Raw genomic sequence first — 1,066 nt, 5'->3', positions numbered from 1 at the left:
GCTGGCAGGGGTGCTTAACTACTAACCCAACAAGCGCTCGACGCACTCGCGTACGCCTCTCTGTACCTGCTCGATCTCGCGGCTTGCGTCGACTACCTGCAGGCCTTCCAGGCGTGCGTACTCTTCGTCGACGCGATCCAGGAATTCGCTGTGTTCGAAGCGTTCGGTTGCGGCTTGTCCCATGCGTTCCATGGCGAGCAATACGGGTAGGCGTAGCCATAGGATCAGATCGGGTTTGGGAAAGCTGCCGTCGTTGAACATTTCGGCGAGCATCTGGCGATCGAGTCCGGCTGCGGCCTGGTAGGCGAGGGTCGAGTGGATGTAGCGATCGCAGATCACGATCTCGCCTTTTTCGAGGGCGGGTTCGATGACTGCCTCGATGTGCTCCCGACGATCCTCGACGAAGAAGTTCAAGACTTCGGTCGGTGCGGCCTCGAAGTCGCCGCGCGCCCAGGCGCGATAGCGTCGGCCCCAGGGACCGTCGGTCGGCTCGCGTGTTTCCACGACCGAGTGCCCGCGCTCGCCGAGCCACTCGGCCAGGCGTCGGGATTGCTCGGTCTTGCCCGCGCCGTCGATGCCTTCCAGCACAATGAAGCGTCCGGATCTTTGGGGAGTCTTCGCCACGAACGCGCGACTCTAGCAAAACCCGCGGCGCGACTCGGGTGTGCGGATCTGCAACGCCACCGAAGCACCGGATGGGGCAGGCGCACGCCTCACCCCGTTAATCGCACGCCATTCCCCAGTCCCCATCCGGTGTGGATCTGGCGAGTTCCCGGTCCCGTTAGGGGAATCTCGTTCGATCCACACTTGGAAAGAGCAAGGCGCGTGCCGTCCCCGGGCCCGCGCTACGGCGAGCGCAGGCAGCCATGTGAACGGCACGGGCGGTGCGTGTGAACGCGCCGCCCGTACTCGAGAAACGATGCGGTGCGACTAGAGCGCGTTGGTGAGCAGGATCCCGATGACGAAGGCGTACAGGGAGATCGACTCGATCAGCGCCAGCGCGATGATCATCGGGGTCTGGATCTGACCGGCGGCTCCGGGGTTGCGGGCGATGCCCTGCACGGCT

Annotated in this window: 2 protein-coding genes; both read right to left on the bottom strand. The window is 64.4% G+C overall.

Translation table 11 applies throughout. The features are described from left to right. Window positions 1-21: 21 nt before the first annotated feature. The gene (tmk, locus tag GY725_10755) at window positions 22-624 is read right to left on the bottom strand and encodes a dTMP kinase (GenBank protein ID MCP4004665.1); all 603 of its coding nucleotides are present in this window, start codon (window positions 622-624) and stop codon (window positions 22-24) included. A gap of 306 nt (window positions 625-930) precedes the next feature. Continuing rightward, a partial coding sequence (locus tag GY725_10750; GenBank protein MCP4004664.1) for an ATP synthase F0 subunit C occupies window positions 931-1,066 on the bottom strand: 136 nt, incomplete at its 5' end.

The sequence above is a fragment of the bacterium genome (assembly GCA_024226335.1).
GTDB lineage: Bacteria > Myxococcota_A > UBA9160 > SZUA-336 > SZUA-336 > JAAELY01.
The sequence above is the reverse complement of the archived record's forward strand: the minus strand, read 5'-3'. Positions and strand labels throughout refer to the sequence as shown.